The sequence below is a fragment of the Spiroplasma endosymbiont of Megachile willughbiella genome, from assembly GCF_964273395.1.
Lineage (GTDB): Bacteria > Bacillota_I > Bacilli_A > Mycoplasmatales > Mycoplasmataceae > Spiroplasma_A > Spiroplasma_A apis.
This window is the reverse complement of sequence record NZ_OZ187005.1, coordinates 229,204-252,890: the sequence shown is the minus strand read 5'-3', so window position 1 is coordinate 252,890 and position 23,687 is coordinate 229,204. Positions and strand designations below refer to the sequence as shown.

Here is a 23,687-nt window from a genome sequence, read left to right as displayed (position 1 = left end):
ACTCCTATTTCCTATTTATGAATATTCAATATTTTTTCTATCTGGTATTACTACTTTTTGAGATTCAAGTGAACCAAATTTATTTAAAACCGATTTTTTTTCAACAAGGTTAGCTAAGATAACAAATGGAGAGTATACTCCAAACAATACACCTATATTAACAAAAGCTACAACAGCACCTCATAAGTCTTTGGTTGTTAACAAGCCACCTAAAACTGGTGGTGTCGTTCACGGAACAATTACCGAAGAATAATTCATAATACCTGTCACAGTAGATATATATGCAATTAAACCAGCTAATAATGGCGCCAAAATGAATGGTATAAATAAAACAGGATTTAAAACAACTGGTAAACCAAATAACAGAGGTTCGTTCACACAAAATATTGATGGCACAAGCGTTACTTTAGCCATAAAACGATAATCCACTCTTTTTGAAAAAATAAAAATTGCTAATATAAGACCGAAAGTTCCACCAGTTCCACCAATATGAATAAAATTATTCATGAATGGGTTTGTAAAAACATAAGAAGGAATACCTCCAGAGGCAATAGCATTCTGATTTTCACCTATACCTGCTAATTGGATTGGTTCAATTATTGGTGATAAAACTCCACCAGCATGTATCCCTAAGAATCACAACACTTGTCATAAAAGAACGATAACTATCATACCTCCAAGACCAGATACTGCATGAACTAATGGTTTTTGTATCAAAATTACAATCAATTCATTTATTGTTGAAAATGATATTGGGGGTTTACCTTGAATTACATAAACAGGTCCAACAAAGATACCCACTTGAGTAATTACAAATGCTGTAAAACCAAATGTCATCATCGTAAAAGCATACGGAATCAATACGTTAAATGACTTAGAAACACCCTCAGGAACAGATTTTGGCATTTTTATTTTTAGTTTCTTATTCTTTGATATCTTTCCAAAAATGATAGTTGATAAAATAGAAACCACGATAGAAGTGAACATACCAGTAGTACCGAAACTAGATAAATCTTTAACAAATAATGGATTCATTGCTAGAAATGATCCCATACCAACAACAGCACTAGATCATTGATTAACCTTATAAAATGGCGCAAGATGATAGGCAATTGAACCTGCTAACATAAACGCAAAGAATGCATAGGTACCATTTCAAATATTGTTACCAATATCTTGTAAATTTTTCAAAATTTGAAGTTGGTCTATTGATAATGAAAATAGACTAAATAAACCACCATTAGATGCGCTTAGCAAAATGTTATTAATCAATATAAATAAAGCACCTATTATAACTAAGGGCATTAAAGAAAAAAAACCATTTCTAAGTGCTACAAGTATCTTTCAATTTGAGATTTTTCCAGAAAATAATGTAGTCTTATCAACAAAAGTTTTAAATGTAATAGCCCCAGTTTTTCCTTTGTTGTATCTCAATTCTAATTTGATATTGTTAATTTTCGATTTTTGGAATAAAGTTTTATTTCGAAGAACTATTTTAAGAGTATTAATTTTTACGATTAGGTCATATAGACTTTCTTCGGCCTCACTTTTAAAATTTGATACTCTTTTTGAAGCGAACTTACGGATCTTTCATCAACTTAATTTTAATTCCGGATTATTTGCTTTGAACTCATCTATTAAGTTTTTATACTGTTCTTTAAACTCAAGTTTGAACTTTAAAATATTCTCTTTTGAGCTTTTCTTGCTTTCACGAAGAGATTCTAACAATTGTTTTTCATTAACCTCTCGTTCAACTTTGGTTTCGTTTCAGTATTCTTTCAATAAACGTTTACTAGCTTTGAGTTTCAATTTCATCTCTTTATTTTTATCTTTTAAAGACTTATTTGCGGATGTAATAGAGTTTATTTCATTTGTTAATGTGTTTGAACGATTTATAATTTTCTCTTGGTACTCTTTGATTAATTTGGCTTTTTTTATCTCGTAATCTAAAAACATTTTTTTGATATTTTGTTTTTGATATTTTGCATTTAATAATTGAACATTAAACTCATCTTGTATCTCTTTCAGTTTATCTTTTTTTATTTTTGTGAATCTGCTTTTGATACTTCTTAAGTCATGTTTTTTATCTAAAATGAGGTCGTTAGTCTCTCTAAGCTCGACTTTGTTTTTTTTGATATTCTTTTCAAGTTTGTTTATCGTTCCATAAACATAGCTAACTTTGGGATATTTGACATATCGATCCATTATTTAATATCTCCCTTCTATTAATTAATCATGGTATCAGTCTTTTTTAATTGCCTCGATATCATAAAAATAAAGAGAATTAGTTGAAGATACATTAAATCTTTCTAAGTACTTGATACTTTCATTACATTTAATGCAATCAAGATAACTACGATCAACATCGTATTTTTTTAATAAGTCATTCATATCGAAATTACCTACATTTATATAGTTATAAAGGTTTTCGTCGAACTTGATTTGTGTATTGCTTGCACCCATAGATTTGACTACTTTTAAATAAATAACTTTAAAAAACGGCACAAATTGTCCTACTTTTATTGTTTTTATCAAACTATCAATTTCATATAGTTCTGAATTTGTAAAATCATAGGATTGGAAATCCTCTTTATTTTTATTCATTACGCTTTCATAACAACTTGAAATGATATTTAAATTTTTTCTAAGAACCGCAAATGCAGCGGTTAAAAGTTGAAATGATGGTTCTAAAATAAAATCTTCTAAATAAGTTAAAAAATTAACTTCTGATTCATAGTTCATAACTTTAGATACACCATATGAGGAATAATCCATTAACAAATAAGTGATTCATTTAGAAAACCTATTATTTCCATCATCATCTGTTTTGCTTATAAAAGTATTTCAGAATACTTTGTATTCTTTGAATAAAATTAAGGATTTACGAACAATATCTACAATTTCATTTGAAGTAAAATTGGTATCCTTAGATAGATCAAATTTATTTTCAAAATCATATTCTATCTTGTATTCGTTTTTTTTAGTTATATTTTCTCTATCCAACTCCAAAATTTCTTTAATTTTGGAAGAATAAGTTTCTGTGCAAGAAACCGAGTTTGCAGAAGAAATAATAATTGGGGTTGATAAAAATAATGTTGAAAATATAATATATAACCTCTTCATAATTAACCTCTTTTTATAATAATATAACAAATAATATGAATTATTCAAGAAACAAGTTGTATAGTAAGAATCAATGTTAGATTAATTTCTAAAACCACTCATTGTTGCTTAATTTATAATTATTATCAATTTTTAAAAAATAAAAAAAACTTTTACAAGTTTTAGAAAAATACGGTTTCGTTAATATAATTGAATGATGTTCCTATCAAAAGCAAGATAAATAATAAGATAAATAAAATTGCATAGAATTTAAGATTACCTTTGACAAGAGATGCATAGTCCATTCTACCCACTTGTGCTGCACCAACAACGATTCCTGAAGCAGGAGAAATCATATTACAAAATCCATTTGCGAACGCAAATGCAGTTATGCTACCACTCACCATAGAAACACCTGTTCCTGTAGTAACTTTAGAAGCTAATTTCCCTCAATTTGGGAAAATAGCTGTTGCGAATGCCGTTGTGGAAGGTATTGCCAATGATATAGGCAGAAATAATAAGAATGTTATGATTATAAATACAAAGGGCTTAATATTCCCACCAACTAAATTAATACCATCACTCAATAGATTACTCATATAAGATTTTTTAAGTAAGACCGTTATTGCTCCTGCTACTCCAATAATAAAAGCTACACCAACCATATCCTTTACACCATTCAATAAATCTTTTACCATTGTTTCTTCATCTTCTCATATTAGAAAAGAGATAATTAAAGATGATATTAAGAAAAAAGCTGCTACATGTTCCATATCTCCAACTCCAAGACCTGGTACAAAACTAGCTAAAAATGGCATGTTATTATTTATTCAATTTCCAAAGTCTTTTAAAGGTCCGGTATCTTTTGGATAACCTAGAATTTTATCCCAAGCAAATAAATAAGATATCATTATGAAAAAAGTTAGTAAAAATATGATATTTATTCATATTCTTTTTTTTGTTAATTTTACTGGTTCGGTTTGCTCGCTCAAATAGAATATTTTGTCTTCTTCCAAAGTTGAAAATGTATATGACTTGGTTGGGTCCTTATGAACTTTGTTAGCATAAATCATAATATATGAGCAAGTAAAGGCTGTAACAATAACAAAAGCTAATAATCTAAAAATTAAACCATCCGTTTGCGAAACTATTTCTGGTCCATTTCCGTTAGAAGCATCAACAGCTGCAAAAATCAGGAATGGATCAAATGTTGCAAGCATTGGTCCAATACCTCCACCAAGTAATACTGTATTTATAGCTGTAAATTTATCAAATCCCGCAGCAAGCATCAAAGGAATAATTACCATGTGAAACCCAATCGCTTCCTCTGCTAATCCATAAGTTGAACCCAAGAAACTTAAAAAAGTAACAATAATAGGTATCGCTCATATTATTTTATTCTTAAATTTTCAAGCAATAGTTTGTGTTAATGCATCTAATGATTTAGACTTCATAACGACATAGATAAAAGCTCCAATTGAAAATATAAAAACAATGATACTAATTTTATCTTTGAAACCTTCGAATATAGAAACAAAAAGATCTACAATACCAATTGCAGCTATTCTTACCTTTTGGCTAGGTTCACTAGAGTTTTCTACTGTTGTTGTAACCCCACTATAATGTAATATTCAAGATATAAGCATAAGTGCTACTAAAACCATAAAAATTATAGTGAATGATGTAGGCATTTTAATTTTCTTTTTTTGTTTTCTTTTCTCCGTAAATGGTAAAGAGTCTTTTTTATTAGACATATTTTGGCTCTCGCATTCTATAATTATTGAATATTGATATATTAATTTAATATTATTTTAATTTAACACATATAAGTAAATTTGTTAACTGTACTCCTATATAAAACTCTCGTGTTTATATAAACTTATCATTTTGAACTTAAATGCATTAATTCTTTTTTTATTATATATTAAATATATTTTGAATAATTACTTTCTTAAAATTAAGTAGTAGTAATGAGAATTGATAAATCATCGAATTAAATATCTTCACAAAATATCTTAAAAAATTATCACAAAAGAATATAAAAACTTTATTCCTTTCATATCTATTTAAAGTATTTTTGAATATCAATCATAATTTATTAATAAAAAAACTAGTTAAAACTAGTTGATTGAATGTTTGTTGTTTTTGCTATTTGATAATTTATTTTTCAATAATGTGATTCTCTCTTTTTTAAACAATAAGTTTGTATATTTTTTATTAACTAAACTTAGAATACCCGGTATTACAAATGAACCCCCAACCCAATTTCCAAATAATGTGGGGATCAAACTTACAAAAAGAAATAAAATTATTTCTGTTCCATGAGAGTTTTCTGGATTGAAAATATTGCGTGCAATTATTATCCAAAAGAAAAAAGTGTTGGCCGGACCATGTTGATATCCAGAAATAACAAAAAAGAAAATTGGAAATATCATAAGCAAGAATACTGCAGCGTGATTTTTAGTTGAGTTAGTTAATTGTAATGTTGAAGAAACCATTATGTTACAAAGGATTGCTCCGCCAAATGAGTAAAGGACACTTAAGAAAATCATCTTACTTGTGTAGTTATTTGAGTTCGATTTTACAAATGAGCTCAATTCGTATAACTTTTTTATACCACTTTCATAAGCAGCATCCATAAAGGATACAGAACTACTATTCGACCCGATTTTTAGGAGCAGACCTCCACCAACTAAGAAAACAATAACGAAAATCAATGTACCTAGTAGGTTTCCTATTAGTACTCCAAAAATACCATTTAAATATTCTTTTGTTGTTACCGCCTTCTTTAGTCACGGTATTGTAGCTACAACGTGTGAAGTAAATAAACCACCGCCCAAGAATGTTATCAATATTATGCACCCTGGAAAAATAAGTCCCATTAATATATTTCCTAGACCAGACTCTTTTAAAAATTGAGGTAAAGAATTACTTGCAATAATACATGCTGTATAACCAAAACCAAGAATAATACCGCTCAATATTCCCAACAAGACTTGTTTGTAAAACGTTACACGGATTTTATTAATCGAAGATATAAAGCCGTTTAATAATCCATTAAGCATAAAACTCTCTGTTTCATCTAAAAGACTATAATCTAGTTTTTTCAATTCTTCTATTTCAGCTCTTATCTTTTTTTCTTTTGTATCCATACTTTCCTTACTACCCATATGTCTTATCTTTGATTTTTGAATTTAATAAATTAATGAACTCTTCTAATTGTATAGTTATTTGTTCACTACTACTATATTCACGGTATGTAACTGTATTATCTTTTTCTTCATTATCACCTAACACTAATTGGTATGGTATTTTTTTAATTTGTGCATCTCTTATTTTATAACTTAATCTTTCATCTCTGTTGTCTATGTGCGTTCTAATCAAATTGTTTTTCAGTTTATCTCTAACCTTTTCTGCATAATTTGAATTTTTTGTTGCCAATACAGGTATTATTTCTACTTGAACAGGTGAACATCACAATGGTAATACTCCCATTGTTTGCTCTAATAATACCGAAATAAATCTTTCATAAGTTCCTATTAAACCCCTATGAATCATTATAGGTCTTAATAAGTCACCCTTAAACCCAACATAAGACAAGTCAAACTTTTGAGGTAATAAAAAGTCTAGTTGAATAGTTGATACAGTTATTTCATGACCAAGAGCCGTTCTAGCTTGAATATCAAGTTTAGGACCATAAAAGGCCGCTTCACCTATCATCTTTTTATAATCTAATTTTAATTCCTTTAGAACATCTTCTAATTGAGATTCAGCTTCATTTCACATTTTGTCATCATTAAAATACTTTTCTTTATCTTTTGGATCTCTTAAAGATAGAGATAAGTAATCAACTTTTATATCAAAAGTTGCCAACACTTCTTGAATTAAATTAAAACATCTTACGAACTCATCTTTAACTTGATCTGGACGAGCAAATATGTGTGAATCAGTTAATTCCATTGCTCTTACTCTTTCCAATCCAGTTAAACTTCCAGATGATTCATATCGATGTTGTAAAGCATGTTCGGCAAATCTTAAAGGTAAGTCACGATAACTTCTTTGTTTATAATTGTAGACACTAATATGATGTGGACAACTCATTGGTTTCAAAACCATCTCTTCTTTAGGTAACTGCATTGGTGCAAACATATCATTTCGATAATGATCTCAATGACCTGATTTTTTATACAAATCACTAGTACCAATCACAGGTGTTTCAATTTGAATAAAATCATATTCAAATTCTTTTTCCATTAAGAATTTTTTAATCTCTTGTTTTAAAACTGTTCCATTTGGAAGTCAAATTGGTAGTCCTTGTCCGATTATAGGATCCAAATTGTATATTTCTAAATTTTTAGCAATATATTTGTGGTCTCTGGTTTTGATTTCTTCCAAAGCGTTAATTTTTCTATTAAATTCTGTTTCATTAACGGCAGTAACTCCGTGAATTTTATATATCATTTGATTATTAGAATTACCTTGAAAGTAAGAACCCGTTAAATTAGTCAAACTTACTTTAAATAATTGACCTACGTTTGTAAGAGTTGCAAATCTTGATAAAAATGGAACATTGTAAAGTTCACCAATTGCAAAATCGATATATTTCTTTTTGTCTTCTTCGATTGTAGCTTGAATGTAGTCTTCCTTCACACCCATCTTTCTCAAAATATTGATGTATTCATCTTTAGTATATTTTCCAAATATTATTTCAGGTGAATCTTTTATTATTTCATTTACTTTGTCTTCTACTCTTTTCAGGTCTTCTAATTTAAGTCCTTCTTGGTAATCAAAGAATGCATAGAATTCATACTCAGAAGACTTTTCATCTTGTGGAACCGCACTACCTTTTGGGAAGCAAAACTTCAGAGCTAGACTTGTAGCTAGTTTTGCTGTGTAGTTTACCACTTGTTCAAATAGTTCGTGTCTCTCAGTTATTATTTCTAGCTTACAATCTCTTTTTATTTTCGCTTGTGCTGGAACAACTTCTTTGTCATTAATTAGTGCTCCTAGACATTTTTTCCCTAAACTAATAGCTATGTCATTAGCAATTTCTAAAACTGTTTTTGGTTCACTGTAACTCTTTACTTGTCCGTCCAATAATGTAATTTTCATTAGTTACTCCTTTTTAAAAATATGTTTTTTTATTTAGAACTTAAGAAGCCTAAATAAAATCTCTACACAAGAATTATACATCAAAAATACTTTATTAAGGAATTAAGTTATCTCCGCCCGATATTAGTTAAAATTTAACTTTCTGAAAGGTTAATAATATTCAAAAAAACTTAATAATAAAAAATATTTTTTTAAAATTTTCAATGATAATAATAGTGTAGTTAATAGTTACTCTTATAAGTTCACATATTGGGTGGACGTTTCTACATCGGACCAATCCGATACTAATATAACTATTATTGACAATTTAAAATTAAGTGTCTCTATTAATTACAATATCAAAATTACAATGTTTTAGATAAAATAATAAGTCTAAGCATATGGAGGGTAAATGAAAAAATTATTATTTTTAGTAGGAAGTTTCTCAATACTTACTACTCCAGTATCAACAATAGTATCTTGTGGTGGAAAAAGCAACACACTTAGAATCGCTTTTGTTCCATCAAGAAATGCTACAGATATTTTAAAAACCGTTAAACCTTTGGAGGAAAAACTTAAAAATAAGTTAAAAGAAAAAGATTCATCATTTAATAAAAATGTTGAAATAACTGCAGCAACAAATTACGAAGCAGCTGGGGATTCAATGAAAAAAGGTAAATCAGACTTGGCATTTTTACCAATAAACACTTATGAAAGCTATCGTGGTGATAAAAAGGAAGATGGTACATACTCAAAAGCTGGTATCTTATTAGTTTCTTCTAGAGAGTCTCTTGCAGCAGAAAGTAACTTTGAAGAATTCAAAACAAACGGGAAATTTGATGATGCAAAGGCAAAAGCAGAATCAAATGGAGACAACTTAGCAAAACTATCAAAAAATTATGATCAAATAATTGAAAATATATTAAAGGACGAAGATTCTTTTAATAAAGAAAAATTAACTGAGAAATTATATAACAAAGATGAAAAAGTGAGTTATTATAGATCTTACATTTATGCTAACAAGAAATTTATAAAAGACACTTTGGGTGAAGAAGATTTCAGAAGCAAAGAAAATGCTAAAAAGTTGATTAAAAAAGCTTCCGAAGATAAAAAATTATCATTAGGAGGAAGCCCAACTTCTAGTGCTTCTGTTTTATATCCATTATTATGAATGAAAGAACACCTTGGTTTAGACAATAACGAACTTAAGAATATATACGAAAACAAATATAAACAAGCAAGTTATACAGATGCCGCTGAAAAAGTAAGTAACGGTACTGTTGAACTTGCAGTAGGTTATGCAGATATAAGATACGATATTAACGATCCAACAAAAATGAAGGATGCATATAAGAACACACAAACAATTGGTGCTTCACGAGGAATACCAAATGATGGAATTATGTATTCTAGAGAAACAGTTGATGAAACTTTGGCTAATAACTTAAGAGAATCATTCTTAGAGTTAGTTGCTGATAAAGCAAACTCAGAAATATTTGATATTTATAGCCATAAAGGTTATGTTGGTGTTGGGAGCAAAACTTCTATCGAATATGAGAAAGAGCAAGATCAAATAATAACAGATAACTTAAAAAGTATAAGCATCATACAAGACCTTTTGAAGGAAATAACTTCATAAACATCTTAGAAAAGTTTAAAATATGTAATATAAATTACATATTTTTTTATTGGAGGTACAATGATATATTTTAACAATGTTAACAAGGTGTGACCTAATGGTAAACATGCCTTAAATAATATTAATCTACAAATCAAAGAAGGAGAATTTGTTGCGGTTGTTGGCTTATCTGGAGCCGGAAAAACTACCCTTTTAAAAACAATCAATAAATTTAGTTCTATAAACTCGGGAGAAATCTTAATAAATTTTGAAGACAAAAATTACGAGGTCAACAATATTAAGGGAAAAGAATTAAAGGAACTTAGAAAAAAAATTGGTTTAATGTCACAAGAATATAATAATATCGAAAAACAAATAGTCATAAGAAACGTTCTAAATGCAAGAGTCTCTAAAATGAGCTTCCTTAGATCTTGTGTGGGTTTTTTTAATAAAAAGGACAAAATAATAGCTCTAAGAAATTTAGAGAAATTAAACCTTCTAGACTATTCTTATGTTAGAGTTGAAAACCTAAGTGGTGGACAACAACAAAGAATAGCCCTAGCCAGAACACTGTCACAAGAGCCAAAACTTATAATTGCAGATGAACCCGTTTCCGCACTAGACCCAGTACTTGCAAATCAAGTAATGAATGACTTTAAAAAAATAAATGAGGAGGATAATATCACTATTATAATAAACATACATCATATTGACTTAGCAATTAAGTTTGCTTCTAGAATAATTGGCTTGAATAATGGACAAATTGTTTTTGATGGCAAACCCTCGGAATTAACTCAGAACAAATTGGAAATAATATATGGAAAAAATTACGGTAAAGAATAACTATGTTAAAAAGAAAGTTAAATAGTTTAACAACGAGGGAAACTTTTAAAATAAACAATAGGTACGCTCAACCACCAACAAAATTGTTTACATGATTAATGATTATAATTGCAATCATATTAACAATATTTGGATTTATGTTTTTAAAGAATAGTTGAGAAGAATTTTTTAGTAGTTTTTCCCAATTAGGAGACACTATTAAGGAAATGTTGAAGTGAGACTTTAAAAAATTCTCAACACCAAATAGTTTTGGAGACACATTTTTAGGAAAGGCCTTTACTTCACTGGGTTCTACTTTAATTATGTCTTTCTCAGGAACAATTATAGGTGTTGCAATTGCAATACCAGTAGCGATGTGTTCTTCGTTTAACATAATTCATAATAAGTTTATAAATAACTTATGCAAAACAATCATGGCATTGTTAAGAACAATTCCTGCATTTACTTTTGCGCTTATATTGATAGGTTATTTTGGTCAAACTACTTTGTCTGTTACGATTGCAATCGCCATATTCACCTTTTCAATAACAGGTAAATTGTTTTTAGAGAGAATAGAACACGTCAACTTTAAAATTTATAGTGCAATGCAAGCAACGGGTGCTTCAAAAATGAGATCATTCAGAAGTGCAATTGTACCTCAAATATCGCATAATATTCTGTCAATTACATTCTATTCATTAGAAACAAACATAAGATATATTGCCATTATTGGTGGTATGTCTTCCGTTGGGATTGGTGAGCTAATACAGAATAATATCGATTTTCAACAGTGAGATCGTGCAGGATTCTTACTATTCTTATTGATAATGGTAGTATTAATTCTGGAAATAATAATATATTTTGTGAAAAACTTCATTTTAAAGGATAAAGATTTTATATTGGATTTTAAAGAACGAGAATCTATGTTATCTAAGACTAAGAAGAGATTGAAAAAGACAAACTTAAAGTTTTATATTTCAGAAGTAATCATTCAAAAATACAAAAAAATAAAAGAAACTACACATTTGTCAAAAGCAGAAAAGAAAAATCTAAATAATAAACAAAAAGAAGAAGTCAAGTATTTCAAATATCAACATAAAAACAATATCAAAAAAGACGTACTTCACTTTGAGACTGTAAAACAAACAGAGGTAAATAGTAAAAAATGATTTGTTTATAACGATATTTTGAAACAAAATGTTAGATTAGATAAAACTTACTTGACCAAATTCAACATCGAAGTAGAGTCAATGAAATCAAAGTTATATCAAGAGTCTAAACTTGAAATTGCTAAAAAACATGAGGAGTATTTAAAGGAATTAACAACCGAAAAGGCTCTTAAGAGTGCACCGAAAAAATGAATTAAAAGAGCGATTCTTTATACGGTTCTCATTGCTTTATTTATATATTCATTCTCAAAAATTAATTTTCACCTAGAGTCAGAAGCAACAATCAAGCAAACTAACTCTAATATAAAAAGTATATTAAATATAAGTTGAAACTCATTATTTTCTAAAACAGATGTAGCACCATATTCTGTCATATATCTTTTATTCGAAACCTTGTCTATTGCAATAGTCGGAACAGTTCTTGGTGTAATAATGGCCTATATTCTTGGGCTATTAAGTGCTGAGACAATTGTAAATATATATGTAGCAAAAGTATTTGTAATAATAACTTCAATTATTAGGGCAGTTCCAACATATATATATGCCATTATTTTTATTTCATTAGTGGGACTAGGTCCATTCAATGGTGCTATTGCTTTGGCTATGGGGACAACTGGAATGCTTACAAAATATAATAGAGAAATTTTTGAAGATGTTAATTTGAAGATATCATCACAGTTACAAGCCACAGGCTTAAATAGTTTGCAGAGATTTAGATATGGAATAATTCCGCAAACAACAAGTAGCATAATTTCATATATAATTTACCGATTTGACATCAATTTTAAAGAGGTTTCATCTTTAGGTATAGTTGGTGCTGGTAATTTAGGTTATTTGTTATCAACTTATTTTAATGATCAATTATTTAACGAGTTTGGGGCACTTTTATTCGGTATTGCTTTATTCACACTCTTGATCGAGTACATAGCTACAATACTTAGAACAAAACTTAATCAAGGAGTTAACCCAAAATTTATTGATTATTTAATTATTGAAATAAAAAATAAAATGTATATCAAATATAAAGCAAACGAGTATTTAATAAATAAAAAAGCAATTTACAGTTATGATGAATCAAGAGCTTTTTATTCATACATAAATAAAAAACTTTTCGAGTTAGAAAAACAAATTCGCAAGGAAAATGGTATTAGTCATAAAGAAGCTTATCTTAAAGCTTTCTCTAGATTAGCAAATACGACCTTTGAATCTTATGAAGAGCTATCTTCAAGATACCGACTAATCACATACAAATTGACTAAGGATAGAATAGACTATTTGAACTCCATTAAATTAGATTACAAAGAGAATATAAAACAATATAAAACAACATTAAAAGAAAACATAGATAAAAAAATTGACACTGATACAAAATATTTTAAAATTGAGTATAAAAAAAGTAAGAAAAATGCCAAGGATATTTTAAAATACAAAAGAAGTAGCTTAGCTTAATCGGAAGGAATAAAATATTGGATACACTGATAAAAGAAATTGAATCACATAAAAAAATAATATTATTAAGGCATATTTTTCCAGATTATGATGCAATAGGTTCACAAATGGCTCTCTACAGCTTTATTAAAGATAATTTCAAGGATAAAAAAGTTCTTCTTGGTGGTAACTTGCCAAAAGAGTACCGAACAATCGGTAGAGTTGATAAATTACAAGAGCAAGATTTCGATAAAGCACTAGTAATAATAACTGACACTGCGACATTAAATAGAATTGATATTCCAAACCTTGATTTTCTACATTATGCCAGCGTAGTATTCAAAATCGATCATCATGTGAATGTCGACAAATATGGGACATTTGAAATAGTTGATGATACCTATCCGGCAACTTGTGAACTATTAACAAAACTATTCGATAGTTCATCTTTGTTATTTTCAGAGTCAACAGCATATTATTTGTTTCACGGGCTTGTTACAGACACAGATCGATTTATGTATAGAAGTGTAAGTTCAAGAACATTTGATATGGCTTCTATTCTACTGTCAAAAGAAATAAACTTCAAAAAGGTATATGAAAATATTTATAGTCTGCCAGTTAATTACATGAAATTAAAAGGATATATATTATCAAACTTTTGTTTAACAAAAAGCGGTATAGCTTACTCTGTGATTACTAGCGATATACTAAAGAAATTTGAAGTGAGTGAACCGCATTTGGTTTCATTATGAGTTAACTTACTAGGTGAAGTTAAAAACGTAAAGATTTGAATATTTTTTGTAGAAAATATAGATAATTGTAGAGTAGAATTTCGCTCTAACAAGATCTCAGTTAGAGAAATCGCAAACCATTTTGGTGGTGGCGGTCACGAAACTGCATCAGGTGCAAAACTCAATACAATAGCTGATTATGAAAAAGTTGTAAATTTTTGTGAAAAATTTATAAAATAAAAAAACCTACATTTAATCAAAAGATTATGTAGGTTTTTTTATTAGTTGTTTTTTTTGTAAATATCTTTTATATCAAATCTATCCCTAATGTTTTTAGTGTCATTATCACATATAGCTTTAATTGCTTCCCTAGCCTTTTCATGAGACTCGCAAACTATCATTTGAGGTACATCTCCCTTATTAAGTTTTTCATAATGAAATGCACCACTAAACATTTCATTTATGCCAAATCCTGGAAATTCACCCTCCAGTATTCCTTGTTTCACTCTAAAATCAGAAACTATTGGTAAAAGGTACTTATTTGGGTTGTTTATTGCTTGTTCTACCATTAAACCAAATTCCATATGTGTACCAGAATCCCAACCATCTATTTCAAAGATTACAAATTTAGAATCAGTAAGACCATTATAATCTTGTTCAAAAATAAATGTATTCGTTGGTCTTTCTACTTGATTTGAATCGAAATCAACAGGATTATGAATTTCAAAACTAGGAAACATTTCTCTTAATTTCTTCCCCTCCATCTTTCTTTGATTTCATTGAGCTTCAGTAAACATACTGCCAGCATTGTATATTACATTATCTTTCATTTTTTTCTCCATTTCTCTATATATAAATAATACTAATAAAATAAAAAAATTCCTTATATAAGAAATTTTTTTATTTTAAAATTATTGATTATAGTTATACTATAGCAAAAAAGTATTATTTAATTTATGTGTCTTTGATTAAATTTATATTTTATATTGATGAAAGTAGAACTTATAGGTCACAGAACTACTTAAACATTGTATTTAAATTTATAAAATATATTTTACTTTTTTGATGAAGTTAGCAATTATGTTTACTCATTATATTTTTTTTATTATGATAGGTTTTCAAGTATTACGAAAGCAATAATGATGAATAAAGTACATAGCATCAATATGTTCTATTCTTATTGCTTATACTCAACATTCTTTCTAATATTAGAAAAAACTTGTTTTTTAAATAATATTTCTGTTAAACACGGAAATTTAATAAATTTAGATGTTTTATGTAAAGATATACGATCTATTATGAAATTTATTGGAGCAATTATCAGAAGGAGATATTCCGTTAATTATATGACTATTTAAAAGAAAGAGAAAATTTGAACAATTATCGATAATTCTAGAAAGTATAAAATTTCATCAAATAAATATTCATGTTTAACAAGAAAAGTTGATTAATAGTATCTAAACATTATCTAAAAATGTGTTGTTTGTTTATTTATAAAAAATAATAGTTTTTTAATTTATTAATATTAGTAATTGATAATCACCAGCACCATAGTATTTTAGAAATACTTTAGATAATTAAATTATGAAATATTGAAGTTAATGCAAATAACATTTAAGCTAAATTAATCGATTATGATAATATAGCAATTATTTGAAGAGTTTCTTAGTTAACGAAATAACATGATAGAAACTTAATGTAACTATCATTCAGTTACAAGTTTATTTTGTTCACAATTCATTAAAATATGTTCAAAACTTATAGAAAGCTATCAAATAGGTTTCTTGGTGCAAGAATATTTTACGAAAACTATCAATTAATATTTTGTTTTTTTAAACTTGTTTTAAATAAGAACAAATAAGCGAAAAACAATTTAATTGATATGTTTATTTTATTAATTGTGAAATAAAAAGTCTTGAGAGCATAATTAAACGTTTATTTAACCAGCCTTTGTAACTTGATAATTTATTAATAAAAATACACCTACTGAATTAGAGAGATAAACATTGGTAACTCAACTCATATAGTACTTTTTATTTCAATTTATTTATAACACAAAAAGTGTGAATTTAGAGATTTTTTTAAAACCTTAAAATATTTTTAAAAAATAAAAAAAATGTTGATTATCAACATTTTTTAGTAAACTATTTGTTTAGAATTGCTTCTAATTTTTCATCTATTGACTTCAATAGTTCCATTAATGGTTTTTCAAAATTTTCAATTCTACCATTACTTGGACCGTTACTTCCGCCACCAGATCTACCATTATTGTTAAATCTTGGACGGTCATTGCTTCTTCTATTATCACGATCAAATCCCATACATATTACCTCCTGCCATTTATACATCTTTTTAAACGGTAATATCTACGTAACATTCTCAACTTAAAAAGGTATTTATTTAAATACTTTATAAGTATATAGGAAAATAGATAAAGTTATAGTTTTTTTTATTTTTTATTTATCCCAAAAATGGACTAAGAATTATTTTGTATCCTTAAGTCAGTTTCTTGTTCTTGAAACCGCCTCTTTCCATCCCCTTAGATATTTCTCCTTGTTGAAGTTAGTATCAGCATTAATCTTGGTATCTGTTGCTCAAATACTTTTTATTTCCTCAATACTAGTTCAAAAACCAACAGCTAATCCAGATAAGAAAGCCGCACCCATGGCTGTTGTCTCTATGTTTTTAGGTCTAATTATGGTTGTTTCACTAATATTTGATTGGAATTTTATTAAATAATTATTTTTAGCGGCCCCACCATCAACTTTTACATTTTTGATTTCTAACCCAGAGTCTTCAGCCATAGCATCAAAAACATCGTTGGTTTGAAAAGCAATTGATTCTAAACCTGCTTTTATAATATGTTCTTTAGTTACACCTCTATCGAGTCCAAAAATAGCACCCCTTGAATATGGATCTCAATATGGAGAACCTAGACCTGAGAAACTTGGTACAAAATAAACTTGTCTATCGTCATTCACTTGCTCTGCGTATCATTCGCTCAATTGGGTTTTATAAATAATTCTTAGTTCATCTCTTAATCATTGTAGTGTTGCTCCAGCCATCATTACAGACCCCTCAAGTCCATAAACGAAGTTTTTCCCAATATTATATGCGATAGTTGTTAAAAGACCGTTTTTTGACTCAACTTTACTAGTACCAGTATTCATTAAAATGAAAGCACCGCTTCCATATGTAGCTTTTATCTCACCTGGTTCTAAACAAATTTGCCCAAATAGTGCAGATTGTTGATCTCCAATAGAAGAGCTAATTGGTATTTTACAATCAGACATTTTTGAAAGTAGGCCAAAAAATGTATATCCATAAATTTCACTATTGCTTTTAATTGTGGGTAACATTGATTTTGGAATTTGAAATAATTTTAATAAATCATCGTCTCAATCATGAGTATTGATGTTATATAACATTGTTCTTGACGCATTAGTGTGGTCTGTTACAAATGCTTCTCCTCCAGTTAATCTCCATATCAATCATGTATTAACGTTACCAAAATAAAGTTTTCCGTTTTTTGCTTTCTCTTTTGCTCCCTTAACATTATCTAAAATCCATTTCACTTTACTAGCTGAGAAATAAGCATCTACCACTAAACCTGTTTTTTCCTTAATAAATTCTTTATGTGTTTTTTCTAAATCAATACAAAAGGCATCGGTTCTTCGATCCTGTCAAACAATTGCATTATAGATAGGATTCCCAGTCTCTTTGTCTCATACTATAACTGTTTCTCTTTGGTTAGTGATTCCAATCGCTTTTATTTGTTCTGGACTTATATCGCTTGCATTTAAGGCTCCTATAAGTGTTGTACGTTGAGTATTTCAAATCTCAACAGGGTCTTGTTCAACTCATCCCTCATTTGGATAAAACTGAGACAATTCTTTCTGATTTGAGGAAACAATTTCCCCTTTTTTATTGACAACAAGTGTTCTTGCACTTGTTGTCCCCTCGTCTAGTGTTACAATATATTCTTCCATTTCGTGCATTCCTTCCTAATTATTTTATCTTTATTTATAAAATATGTTTTTCTCATTTGGTTGATAATTTGGGTTTATTTCCATTTTTAGAAATGGTTTCAAGAGATTTATTACATAGTCAGCAATTGACGGAGCACAAGATATTCCAGGGCTCTTAATACCTGCGATATTAATAAAGTTTTTATCCTTTGATGCGTAATTGATATAAAAATCATCTGTCTTTAAATAGATAGGTCGTGATCCAGAAAAGCGAAGACTAGTTAACTTAATATCTAAATTAGGTAATATTTGTTTACCAATTTTTATTATTTCTTGTTCCTTCTCTGGTGTTATCACTCTTGTTTCCTCTTTTGGAACATTTTCTTCAGCTGTTGGTCCAACTAGTATTTTTCCCTTCAATGTAGGGGCTACGAGAACACCTTTACCGTGGATTGTTGGAACCATAAATAAAACATTATTCACATTATTATTCACAGACTTCTCTAAAACTAAATATTCGCCCCTTCTTGTATTTAAAGTAAAATCATCAAATCCTGCCATCTTAGAAATTACATCAGCATAGTGTCCAGCACAATTAATGACCCTTTTTGCAGAAACAGTTTCCTCATTAAATGAAACTTTAAAACGATCTTCACTTTTAGAAATATGAGTAACTTTACTGTTAAATTTAACTTTAACTCCATTTCTAATGGCGTTTTTTAATAAAACTCCTGTTAGTTCAACTGGATCAATTACCACTGAACTATTACATAATAAAGCTTTTTTCACATCTTTATTGATATTTGGCTCCATTTCTAAGATTTTATTTTGATTAATGATTTGCATTTCTTTTGAGTTTAAACCATTATCTATCCCTCTGTTATACAAAATATTCAAATGTTCTACCTCATTATCATTGAAAGCTAATACTAAAGAATTTATATTCTTGTGACTAAAATCCAACTCTCTAAATCAGTCATTATACCTTTCCTTACCGAGTATATTCAAAGATGCATTTAGTTTTCCTGTTTAAGCATCGAAACCACCATGTATTAAACCAGAATTTCCTTCTGATGTCTCCATTGCATAACTGGGATTTGACTCAAGGACAATAATATTTAATTTATATTTCGATAATTCTCTTGCTACTGAGGCACCTATTATTCCAGCGCCTATGATACAAATATCATATTCGAACTTTTCCATATGTAATCCAATCTAACGTGATTTTTTAAATCAAAAATGCTGCTCCAACTACTAACCCACTTGCCAACGGTGCTATTACAGGTATTCAAGAATAACTTCAATCTGAGCTCACTTTGTTTTTAATAGGTAATATTTGGTGAACTATCCTTGGTACTATGTCTCTTACAGGGTTTATGGCATACCCAGTTGTTCCCCCTAAAGATAATCCAATACCAAACACAGTTAATCCAACAAACAATGGACCCATTCATCCAGCATTAGAATAAAATTTTTTAATGGATAATATAGCAACAATAAGAACAACAGTTCCTACAAACTCTGCAAAAAAGTTAAGTGCTGCGTTGCGATAAGTTGGTGCTGTACAGTGCATTCCTAGTACATTAGCACCTTCCCCACTTGCTGCTGTGTGTAAAATATGTTTAATATAAAATATATCGATAATTACTTGCCCTAATATTGCTCCAATTAATTGACCAATTAGAAATATTGGTAGTAAACAAAAATCACCAACATTTTCCTTTCATCCATTAGTCAAAACAGCAATCGTTACAGCTGGATTTAAATGTGCTGCTCCACCAAGAGCTGATGAAATTGTTGCAGCTAATGCAACAGCTAATGCTCAACCCGTTGTTATAGCTATAAATCCACCTTTGTTACCCTTAGTATCCCTTAAAATAACATTGGCTACTACTCCATTGCCCAATAAAATTAAGAAACAAGTTCCTAATAATTCTGTTCCAAAATGTGTAAATCAATTCTCCATAAAAATTCCTTTCCATACTTGCCAAAGTGCCAAGCAAATTTAAAGTATCAAATAATACTAAAATAGCAATCTAATAGACAAATATTGGTAAAAAAGATTTTCCAAGAATAATAAAAAAAACTCTTTTTTTTAAAAAGAGTTTTTGATAGGTTTTTATATTATAAAACTGAGATTTCTTTGATGTTTTCATTTCTAACGAAAAGAATTTTTTCCCCAGATTTTGCACCTCAAGATTTTGCAATCTCAGACACTGCTTTTTCATCATTTAGGAAATCATCGAAGTTTTCTACTTTATTCATAAATATTGAGTGTCATACTCCGAATGATGTTCATAATTTTTCATCATCTGTTACACCCAAAATTGTAACATTTGGTCTGAATTTAGAGATAGTTTTTAGTAACTCACCTGTTCTTGATGCTACAACTGCGTACTCATATTTACCATCCATAGTAGTATTAGCTAATTGGTTTGCAATATCGGCACGTTTACCACTTGTAGTATTTCTAGCATTTTCTAATTGTTTTTCATAATATAATTTTGTATAAAATTCAATTTCTGCACGTTTATTAATAGTAGACATAGTTTCAGTTGTTATGAATGGATAATCACCATTAGCTGATTCACCACTTAACATTGTTGCATCTGAACCTAATTCGGTTGCATAATAAACATCTGTTACTTCTGCTCTTGTTGGTTGAGGATTATCAGTCATAGATTCTAACATTTGTGTTGCAACTATTACTAGTTTACCTTTTTCACGACATTTTCTGATTATTCTTTTTTCTTGGAATGGAACTTCATAATAAGGAATTTCTAAACCTAGATCACCACGAGCGATCATTATTCCATCACTTGCATCAATAATTGAATCAATATTATCAATTCCAATTTGTGATTCTATTTTTGAAATAATTTGAATATGCTCTGCGTTATTGTCTTTTAAAATATTTCTGATTTCTTTTACATTATCAGCAGTATTAACGAATGAGGCTGCAATATAATCTATATTATTTTCAATACCGAATTTGATATCGTTATAGTCTTTTTCAGCCAAGAAAGGAAGAGTGAAATCAACACCCGGAAGGTTAACACGTTTGTTTGTTTTTACAACGTGATTATTAAATGCTTTACACATCACTAACCCAGGTTTTACATCTGTAACGTGCATAGTAAGTTTCCCGTCGTCTACTAAAACAACATCTCCCACTTTAACATCTTGTGACATATCATAAGACATTTGTAACTCAGTAGGTCCACATTCCCTTGTTTTAAAGTCTTCTGGGTTTGTATAAACAGTTACTTCTGTTCCTGCTTTAATTTCTTGTTTTCCATCTTTCATTTTACCTACACGGATTTCAGGTCCTTTTGTATCTAATAGAATTGAGATTGGAAGTTTATGTTCTTTTCTTAACTCCTTAACTCATTCAAATCTTTCACCATGTTCTGAAAAATCAGCATGTGAGAAGTTTAAACGTATTGTAGTCATACCTTTATCGTAAAGTTCTTTAATTGCCTCTTTAGTATGAACTGATGGTCCAACTGTAGTAATAACTTTTGTGCGCTTCATTTTGTCTTTTAAGTTATAAATTTTCATATATTATTATTCTCCTTTTGTCTAACAAAACCATTATATCACTTAGTGTTATATAGTAGTAGTTTGTTATTGATTATTTTGTTAGCTTATAAAAAAACACAACATATGTTGTGTTTAAAGTCCTTTTTATTTTCCTGTTAAATCGTGAATAATATCTGCTACATGTTCAACATCGGTGCCAATTATCACTTGTAGATTAGAATTACCGAGCCTTTTAACACCATAACATCCAGCTTCTTTAAAAAGCTTATCGTCAATGTTGGTCTTATTATCAATAACTTCAAATCGAAGTCTTGTGGCACAATTATCCACTTTTTTTATGTTATCCATACCTATAATATCAACTATTTTTTTAGCCATATTACTGTATTTATCCGACTTAGTTTCTTTGCTAATTGGTTTTTGATTAATAACTTCTCCATTATTTGAACTGTTTTCACGACCAGGTGTCATAATGTTCATTTTTTTGATTATAAATGAGAAAGTAAAGAAGTATGTTGGGAAAGCCAATCCAGCTAACGCAAACATCCATAACGGGTTAGAGATAACACCATAAAATGCCCCGTTTACATTTCCTTCGTATTTACTCATTCCTCATGAGTTTGCAAAGGAGATTACATAATCGATAAATCCACCAGAGAAACCAAATCCGATATGCATATGCATTGCTATTGCTATTGCAGCAAATATTGAAGTAAATAGTGCATTAACAACTCACAGAATTGGTCCTACAAATATGAACGCAAATATCAACGGTTCGTCAATACCAGTTAGAGCAGCAACAGTGGCTACACCAATTAAAAAGGTTGCAGTCTCTTTACGTTTCTCTTTCTTAGCACAATATATCATCGCCAAGGCAGCACCAGGTAATCCACCTCAGAACATAGGGAAGTAACCTGTTTGGAAGTTACCTGAAACCATTGATTTTTGGAAAGCATTAATATCTCCAAAAATTGTGTAAGATCCATTACTATTACTTAACATACCTGATGGGAGAGCTTGATCTCTTACAGATATGAATTCTTGGTAATTCTCGGTTGTAATAGTTTTATTTATCAATGCTCCTAATTTAAATAAATATTCGCTATTTATTTCATGATTTTCTAAAAATATATCATTATAAACTATGAACTTACCACTAAAATCAACCAAATGACCATCTATTGGCATTTGGAATCATAGAAATGTGTTGATAATGTGATGTAGCCCAGTTGGTTGAACTAATCTATTGATAAATGCGTAGAAAAATGCTCCCGGTATAGCGAATGCATCATTTGAAATAGCTTTACCAAATGACACTAACCCATATTGGAATCAAGGTCAAATGATAGCAAATGAGAATGCTACTGGAATAGAGGCAACCATCACAATCATAGGTACAAATCTACGACCCCCAAAAAATGCTAGTGATTGGGGTAATTTGATATTTCTAAATTTATTATATGAATATGCAGAAAGACAACCAGCAACAATCCCCCCAAGTACACCTATATTTAATATATAAGTTCCACCTGTTCGGTAAAGGCCGTCATAACCTTCTAACCTACCTCAATTTGGTACATAAAATAATTCAGATAAACTTTTTGTTACTTGTAGATGACCCTCCTTATCAAGACTATGAACATCGAAAGTTAAAGTGTTTTTGTAAAATAGTGAAGGCAACCCTCCTTCTATCAAAAATGCAACAATAATTAGATAAAATGCTGCACCAACTAATGCCGCTTCCCCCCTTTGGTCTTTTGATAAACCAAAAGCAGTTCCAATAGCAAAAATTAATGGAAGTTGATCAAAAATGGTTACACCTGGTTTTTGTATTATGAAACCAAATCATCAACCCACATTTCCTTGACTATTTGCATTTAGTTCCATACCCAAAGACCCAAATCTATTAAGTAAGGCAGCAAATGGAAGTAATGCAATTGGATACATTAGGGATTTACCTAACCCCTGTAGTTTTGTTAATAAATTATTTCAAAATGTATTCCCAGCCTTATTAAGATTCTTACTGTCTTTCTCTTTTTTTTGCCTAGGAACCTTTTGTAGTTTTTTAGATACCGTATTCATCAGTGTCTCTCCTTTCTTGGAAATTTATTTATTTAATTCTCCTTTCTTGGAAATTTTATTAAGAGATAAAAAAAAAGCAACCTTTTTCTGAAATATTATGGCAGAAATTGGTTGTTTTTGAATTTTTATA

At 29.2% G+C, this 23,687-nt stretch carries 15 protein-coding genes, 1 pseudogene and 1 riboswitch; of the genes and pseudogenes, 4 read left to right on the top strand and 12 right to left on the bottom strand.

Annotated elements, in window-relative coordinates; genetic code table 4:
- Positions 1 to 15: 15 nt before the first annotated feature.
- The 5 genes from ACI2WZ_RS01115 to thrS all read right to left on the bottom strand — a co-directional run bounded on the left by ACI2WZ_RS01115 (position 16) and on the right by thrS (position 8,214).
- The gene (locus tag ACI2WZ_RS01115; protein WP_500244981.1) at positions 16 to 2,205 is read right to left on the bottom strand and encodes a PTS sugar transporter subunit IIC; all 2,190 of its coding nucleotides are present in this window, start codon (positions 2,203 to 2,205) and stop codon (positions 16 to 18) included.
- Between the two features lie 24 nt (positions 2,206 to 2,229).
- Complete coding sequence (locus ACI2WZ_RS01110) at positions 2,230 to 3,123, bottom strand: hypothetical protein (RefSeq protein WP_500244980.1); 894 nt, start codon at positions 3,121 to 3,123, stop codon at positions 2,230 to 2,232.
- A 161-nt stretch (positions 3,124 to 3,284) separates the two neighbouring features.
- Positions 3,285 to 4,856: a YfcC family protein gene (locus tag ACI2WZ_RS01105; RefSeq protein WP_500244979.1), complete on the bottom strand. Its 1,572-nt coding sequence runs from the start codon at positions 4,854 to 4,856 to the stop codon at positions 3,285 to 3,287.
- Between the two features lie 366 nt (positions 4,857 to 5,222).
- On the bottom strand, positions 5,223 to 6,254 hold the full coding sequence (locus tag ACI2WZ_RS01100) for a formate/nitrite transporter family protein (RefSeq protein WP_500244978.1): 1,032 nt from the start codon (positions 6,252 to 6,254) through the stop codon (positions 5,223 to 5,225).
- Between the two features lie 10 nt (positions 6,255 to 6,264).
- Positions 6,265 to 8,214, bottom strand: a complete 1,950-nt coding sequence (gene thrS / locus ACI2WZ_RS01095) for a threonine--tRNA ligase (RefSeq protein WP_500244977.1) — start codon at positions 8,212 to 8,214, stop codon at positions 6,265 to 6,267.
- A 212-nt stretch (positions 8,215 to 8,426) separates the two neighbouring features.
- A riboswitch (purine riboswitch) is annotated at positions 8,427 to 8,521 on the top strand.
- A gap of 84 nt (positions 8,522 to 8,605) precedes the next feature.
- On the opposite strand from thrS, the gene ACI2WZ_RS01090 reads away from it, so the two are divergent.
- Genes ACI2WZ_RS01090 through ACI2WZ_RS01075 form a run of 4 tightly spaced genes read left to right on the top strand, consistent with a single transcriptional unit; the run spans position 8,606 to position 14,201 of the window.
- Positions 8,606 to 9,832: a PhnD/SsuA/transferrin family substrate-binding protein gene (locus tag ACI2WZ_RS01090; protein WP_500244976.1), complete on the top strand. Its 1,227-nt coding sequence runs from the start codon at positions 8,606 to 8,608 to the stop codon at positions 9,830 to 9,832.
- 60 nt (positions 9,833 to 9,892) lie between these two features.
- Positions 9,893 to 10,654, top strand: a complete 762-nt coding sequence (gene phnC, locus ACI2WZ_RS01085; protein WP_023788979.1) for a phosphonate ABC transporter ATP-binding protein — start codon at positions 9,893 to 9,895, stop codon at positions 10,652 to 10,654.
- Between the two features lie 2 nt (positions 10,655 to 10,656).
- Positions 10,657 to 13,251: a PhnE/PtxC family ABC transporter permease gene (locus ACI2WZ_RS01080; protein WP_500244975.1), complete on the top strand. Its 2,595-nt coding sequence runs from the start codon at positions 10,657 to 10,659 to the stop codon at positions 13,249 to 13,251.
- Between the two features lie 17 nt (positions 13,252 to 13,268).
- Positions 13,269 to 14,201 carry a DHH family phosphoesterase gene (locus ACI2WZ_RS01075; RefSeq protein WP_500244974.1) on the top strand — a complete coding sequence of 311 codons (933 nt, stop codon included), beginning with the start codon at positions 13,269 to 13,271 and terminating at the stop codon, positions 14,199 to 14,201.
- Between the two features lie 41 nt (positions 14,202 to 14,242).
- On the opposite strand, the gene ACI2WZ_RS01070 is transcribed toward ACI2WZ_RS01075, so the two are convergent.
- The 7 genes and pseudogenes from ACI2WZ_RS01070 to ACI2WZ_RS01040 form a co-directional block, all read right to left on the bottom strand.
- Positions 14,243 to 14,791, bottom strand: a complete 549-nt coding sequence (locus ACI2WZ_RS01070) for a nucleoside 2-deoxyribosyltransferase (RefSeq protein ID WP_500244973.1) — start codon at positions 14,789 to 14,791, stop codon at positions 14,243 to 14,245.
- Between the two features lie 1,314 nt (positions 14,792 to 16,105).
- Positions 16,106 to 16,282 carry a hypothetical protein gene (locus ACI2WZ_RS01065; protein ID WP_023788975.1) on the bottom strand — a complete coding sequence of 59 codons (177 nt, stop codon included), beginning with the start codon at positions 16,280 to 16,282 and terminating at the stop codon, positions 16,106 to 16,108.
- A 162-nt stretch (positions 16,283 to 16,444) separates the two neighbouring features.
- On the bottom strand, positions 16,445 to 17,950 hold the full coding sequence (gene glpK / locus ACI2WZ_RS01060) for a glycerol kinase GlpK (RefSeq protein WP_500244972.1): 1,506 nt from the start codon (positions 17,948 to 17,950) through the stop codon (positions 16,445 to 16,447).
- A 30-nt stretch (positions 17,951 to 17,980) separates the two neighbouring features.
- Positions 17,981 to 19,135, bottom strand: a pseudogene (glpO, locus tag ACI2WZ_RS01055) (type 2 glycerol-3-phosphate oxidase).
- Positions 19,136 to 19,160: 25 nt separating this feature from the next.
- Positions 19,161 to 19,898 carry an MIP/aquaporin family protein gene (locus tag ACI2WZ_RS01050; protein WP_500244971.1) on the bottom strand — a complete coding sequence of 246 codons (738 nt, stop codon included), beginning with the start codon at positions 19,896 to 19,898 and terminating at the stop codon, positions 19,161 to 19,163.
- Positions 19,899 to 20,056: 158 nt separating this feature from the next.
- Positions 20,057 to 21,493: a pyruvate kinase gene (gene pyk / locus ACI2WZ_RS01045; protein WP_500244970.1), complete on the bottom strand. Its 1,437-nt coding sequence runs from the start codon at positions 21,491 to 21,493 to the stop codon at positions 20,057 to 20,059.
- Between the two features lie 126 nt (positions 21,494 to 21,619).
- The gene (locus ACI2WZ_RS01040; RefSeq protein WP_500244969.1) at positions 21,620 to 23,557 is read right to left on the bottom strand and encodes a PTS transporter subunit EIIC; all 1,938 of its coding nucleotides are present in this window, start codon (positions 23,555 to 23,557) and stop codon (positions 21,620 to 21,622) included.
- Between the last annotated feature and the right edge of the window lie 130 nt (positions 23,558 to 23,687).